General features: G+C 56.6%; 4 protein-coding genes. 3 read left to right on the top strand and 1 reads right to left on the bottom strand.

Translation table 11 applies throughout. From position 1 onward, the window contains the following. Nucleotides 1-1,248: ATP-binding protein (locus ABSG47_RS20130; protein WP_424172112.1), on the top strand; the 1,248-nt coding region annotated here is incomplete at its 5' end. A 227-nt stretch (nucleotides 1,249-1,475) separates the two neighbouring features. On the opposite strand, the gene ABSG47_RS20125 is transcribed toward ABSG47_RS20130, so the two are convergent. After that, nucleotides 1,476-1,883 carry a hypothetical protein gene (locus ABSG47_RS20125; protein ID WP_424172109.1) on the bottom strand — a complete coding sequence of 136 codons (408 nt, stop codon included), beginning with the start codon at nucleotides 1,881-1,883 and terminating at the stop codon, nucleotides 1,476-1,478. A gap of 180 nt (nucleotides 1,884-2,063) precedes the next feature. Here ABSG47_RS20125 and ABSG47_RS20120 point away from each other — a divergent pair, with 180 nt between their 5' ends. Continuing rightward, nucleotides 2,064-3,803, top strand: a complete 1,740-nt coding sequence (locus ABSG47_RS20120; protein WP_424172106.1) for a recombinase family protein — start codon at nucleotides 2,064-2,066, stop codon at nucleotides 3,801-3,803. A 56-nt stretch (nucleotides 3,804-3,859) separates the two neighbouring features. Then, the coding region (locus ABSG47_RS20115; protein WP_424172103.1) for a transposase at nucleotides 3,860-5,172 on the top strand (1,313 nt) is incomplete at its 3' end.

Genomic DNA, 5,172 nt, shown 5'->3' with positions numbered 1-5,172 from the left:
CCCGAGATGGCCGACTCCACTTTTCAATTCTTTCCGAGATTCTCAGCCAAACGCGTGGCCACTGCGCTTACGGACACCCCCGTGGTCATGCTGATCGGCCCCCGCCAATGTGGCAAGACTACGCTCGTCCGTCAGTTCGTCGACGAAGAGCGCGAGTACGTGACCTTGGATGATGACACCGTGCTCGAAGCCGCTCGCAATGATCCGGCTGGCTTTGTGCGTGGATTCGATTTGGTCACCATCGACGAAGTGCAAAGAGCTCCAGAACTTCTGAGGGCGATCAAGCGATCCGTAGATAGTGACCGCAGGCCAGGCCGTTTCCTCCTGACAGGATCTGCCAACATTCTCACTCTGCCTCAAGTCTCGGAGAGTCTTGCGGGCCGCATGGAAATCGTAAACCTGATGCCGATTTCCAGGGCCGAGATATTGAGCAAAGAGCCCACCTTCCTAAAAGTGGCATTCAACGGCAAGCTGGTGAAGCCAGGGCCAGGTATCGAAGGCGATCAGCTTGTCCATGCGGTTCTCGTAGGCGGTTATCCGGAGATGCTCCGGAGAGAAGACTCTCGGCGACGTCAAGCCTGGGCACGCGACTATGTGAAAGCGATCGTACAGAGAGACGTGAGGGACATCGCGGAAGTAGAGAAGCTCGATCAGTTGCCGCGCCTATTGCAGGCGCTCGCCCACCAGTCCGGGCAACTTACCAACTTCACCCAAATCGGCGGACAGATCGGGATGGACGACAAGACAACGAGAAAATATACCGGCATCCTTGAGCAGCTCTTTCTCGTGCAGCGGGTCTCCCCGTGGTTCCGCAATGAACTGAAGCGACTGATTAAGACCCCCAAACTCCATTTCGTCGACTCGGGATTGCTCGCCGCCTTGCTGGCGTTGACCGCCGAGCAGATAGCAAAGAACCGCTCGGCATTCGGTGCTGTGCTTGAAACATTCGTATTTTCGGAAGTCATGAAGCAGACCACATGGTCGGAGGACAGCTATACACTCCATCACTATCGAGATAAGGATCAGGATGAGGTTGACATCGTCGTGGAGAATGAGCAGGGCGCCCTAGTCGGTATCGAAGTCAAAGCAAGCGCAACCGTCCATGCGAGCGACTTCAAGGGGATGCGGAAGCTGTTGGATATCTGTGGTGACGATCTGAAACTCGGGCTTGTGCTCTATGACGGAACGAAGATCGTCCCCTTCGGGGACCGCCTTTTCGCTGCTCCTATTTCTTGCCTATGGACTTGATTCACTCCATGCCATGGCCGACGGCTTGACGCTATGTAAAGAATCAAAGGCACTGTTGGCTATGAGCAAACCGAGCGGCAGCATAGATCATGTTGAGCCTGCGATCAGCTAAACAGGTATGAACGAACGCCATCCCAACATTGACGTAGCCTGTGCGCTTGTTGTAATTCTGCGGGGTCTTGGGCATGCCGAACCATAGCCATGCTGATTGCTCCACGCCCTGAAGATCAGGGCAAAAGATGCTTGGGAAGATGAGCGATGGTCTCCGCTTTCAGCATTGCGAAGGCGGCAGTGGCTATGGTCGAAATGCTTGCTCCGATAAACTTCTCTTTGATCGTGGCCATGATCTCGCTGTGATTGATGGCGTCGGCGAATGCCTGGCCTTGCGCGGTAAGGCGCAACGGTACCACGGACCACATGAGGTCACCGCCAGCTCCGTAGCTCATCCCTAGCTCTGCTCGGCCAGAAGTGCCGGCAATGAAGCCCTGATCGCCAAGTGCCAGCAAGTGAAACTCGAAAACCGTGGCCTGGTAGTCGATGCCGCCTTCCTCTAGCTCGCGGATGTCGGTGAAGGTGTTGGGGGAGTCCTGAAACGCCGTTAGAAGCTGTTTGAGATACTCGGGATCGATTCTCATGGATTCATTATCCCAGTACACAGAAAAGTCTCGGGCCGCACTTCCGCAACTATCTTTCTCGCCTTGTCGCGAAAAGCGCTTCGCTTCGCCACTATTCAATTGGAGTCCTCGTTAAGGAGCTTATAAACCGCCATGGCGGTTTTCGGTTCTACAGCCGTTAGCCGCACAAGAATGGAGACGATGTCTACTGCAACCACGAATACACCTCTCCCGTCCAAGGCGGCGCACTATGTGCGCATGTCCACGGAGCACCAACAGTATTCGCCCGAAAATCAGTTGGATGTGATTCACCAATATGCTGCCTCGCACCAGATGGAGATTAGCAAGGTCTATTCGGACCATGGGCGTAGCGGGTTGAACATTGCTGGTCGTGAGGGCCTCAATCGGTTGATGGCAGACGTAGAAAACAAGCAGGCGGATTTCTCCGATCTGCTGGTCTACGATGTCAGCCGGTGGGGACGCTTTCAGGATGTCGATGAAAGCGCCTATTACGAATATGTCCTCAAGAGGGCGGGCATCCGGGTCCACTATTGCGCGGAGCAATTCGAGAATGACGGCAGCATGTCGTCGTCCGTGCTCAAGACACTCAAGCGTTCGATGGCCGCCGAATACAGCCGCGAGCTATCCGTCAAGGTGTTTTCGGGTCAATGCCGCCTGATCGAATTGGGATTCCGTCAGGGAGGGCCAGCGGGATACGGTCTGCGGCGACAGTTGATCGATCAGAATAGAAATCCGAAGGGTCTGCTTGGGCGCGGCGAGCGCAAGAGCCTGCAGACCGACCGTGTCATTCTGGTGTCTGGACCAGATGAAGAGGTTGGCACCATCCGGAAGATCTATGACCTGTTCGTCACGCATGGGAAGACCGAGCGCGAAATCATGGAGTCGTTGAATGGGCTCGGCATTCTGGGAGAACATGGGCGTCCATGGACACGCGCAACCGTGCATCAGGTACTGACCAATCCCAAATACATCGGCGCAAACATCTACAACAGACGTTCCTTCAAGCTGAAGCATAAGCGGGTTAATAACCCGACGCAGATGTGGATCTGGCGGGATGGCGCATTCGATCCAATCATCACCGTCGGTCTGTTTGAACAAGCTAGGACAATCCTCGAATCGAGGCACCGCAATCTCTCCGACGAAGAGCTCTTGGAGCGATTAAGAGAGCTGTTGGGTGTCCACGGAAAGCTCTCTGGCATCCTCATCAATGAAACCGACGATATGCCTTCCAGCTCCTGCTACTCCTCACGTTTCGGGAGTTTGACGCGGGCGTATGAACTCATCGGATGGACTTCGGACAGAGACTCTGCGTATGTCGAAATCAACCGCAGACTGCGCAGAAAGCACGCCGATCTCATCGCGTCGATCCTTGACCAGCTACTTGGGTTGGGAGCAACCGTCAGTGTCAATACGTCCAACGATCTCCTCACCATCAATTCCGAATACACGGGTTACCGGGCGATGCAAACGACCACGCCTACCTTGGAAACCATTCCCACGATGCTGATGCGGACAGGTAATTTTAGTCAATTACCTGTAGCGATCTATGATCCGACCTCCACAGTTTGCAGCGGGACGGGTTGCATGCGTACGCAGCTTCAGAACAATTCGATCCCAACAGGTGAGCTCTCACAGGCGTCTCTGTTCCTTGAGTCTTTTCTGCCGACACCAACAAATCTTGGCATTGCCAACAACTACCTGTCAGAGGTACCAGTAGGGACCAGCGTGAACAACACTACGGTGAAGATCGATTATGTTGTAAATCAGCCACACCGGCTCTCCGGATACTTCACTTATGGAAAAAGCGATCCGACCACTCTCTACAACAACGGCTATCTGCCATTGCCCTACAGTCCGGTGCGTCTGGTAACGCAGATCATGTCTTCAGGTCAGGTTAACAGCCCGTGGTGCAAGTGCTGATTCGTAGGTCGAAAGTATTCGAGAGTATGCACAGGGTGTGTTTGTAGAATCGGCGCATGGCGATGGGGACACGCAAGCGGCGGGAGAAGCAAGAGGATTTGTGGATCGCGCACACGGAGCTGGCCTCGGCGCCGGGGCATCCGTTTTATCAGCGGCTGAACGAGTTGCTGGAAGCGGAGGGTTTCGACGAGTTTGTGGAGAGCCGGTGTGCGAAGTTCTATGCGGCTGGGTACGGTCGTCCGTCTCTGACGCCGGGCATCTACTTCCGGTCGTTGCTGATCGGGTACTTCGAGGGCATCGGGGCCGAACGCGGCATTGCCTGGCGACTGGCGGACTCGCTGGCACTGCGGCGCTTTGTGGGGATTGGCCTGGACGAGTACACGCCGGATCACTCGACGATTTCGCGCACCCGGCGGCTGATCGATCTGGACACGCATCGCGAAGTGTTCGGCTGGGTCCTGGGTGTACTGGCCGATCGCGGGTTGGTGCAGGGTCAGCGGATCGCCATCGACGCGACCACTCTGGAAGCCAACGCGGCGATGCGGTCGATCGTGCGCCGCGACACGGGCGAGAGTTATGACGATTTTCTGAGTGGATTGGCGAAGGCCTCGGGGATTGAGACGCCGACGCGGGAAGACCTGGTGCGGCTGGATCGCAAGCGCAAGAAGCGCACCTCGAATAAGGATTGGAAGAGTCCAGCGGACGAGGATGCGCGGGTTGCGAAGATGAAGGACGGGCGCACCCACTTGGCGCACAAGGCCGAGCACGCAGTCGATCTGGACACCAGCGCGGTGGTGGCAGTTACGTTGCAAGCGGCGGACAAGGGCGACACGACAACGCTCGACCAGACGTTGTGCGAAGCAGGTATGGCGGTGGCCGAGTTAGTCCGGCGTGAGGCCCACTTACAGCCTGACGATAAGCCCAAGGTCAACGTCGATGGGATCGAAGAGTTGGTCGCGGACAAGGGCTATCACAGCGGCGCGGTGGTCCAGCGGATGAAGAGTTACGGCGTCCGCGGTTATATTCCCGAGAAGCAACAGAAGGGGCGGCGCAACTGGGAGGGCAAGGCCGAGCAACAGCAGGCGGTGTACCAGAATCGGCGGCGGGTGCGAAGCGAGTATGGCAAGAGCTTACTGAGACGGCGCGGCGAATTGGTCGAGCGCAGCTTCGCCCACTGCTACGAGACCGGCGGTCTGCGGCGCTGTCACCTGCGCGGGCGCGAGAACATCCTGAAGCGGCAGTTGGTCCACGTGGGAGCCTTCAACCTGAGCCTGATCCTGCGCAAACTGCTGGGCGCTGGCACGCCACGAGAGATGAAAAACCGAGCCGCAAGCCTCATTTTGCGTCTTTTCTTGTGGATTGCCTGCCA

This window comes from Occallatibacter sp. (assembly GCF_049510455.1).
Taxonomy (GTDB): Bacteria; Acidobacteriota; Terriglobia; order Terriglobales; family Acidobacteriaceae; genus Telmatobacter.
This window is presented reverse-complemented; position numbering and strand designations above follow the sequence as displayed.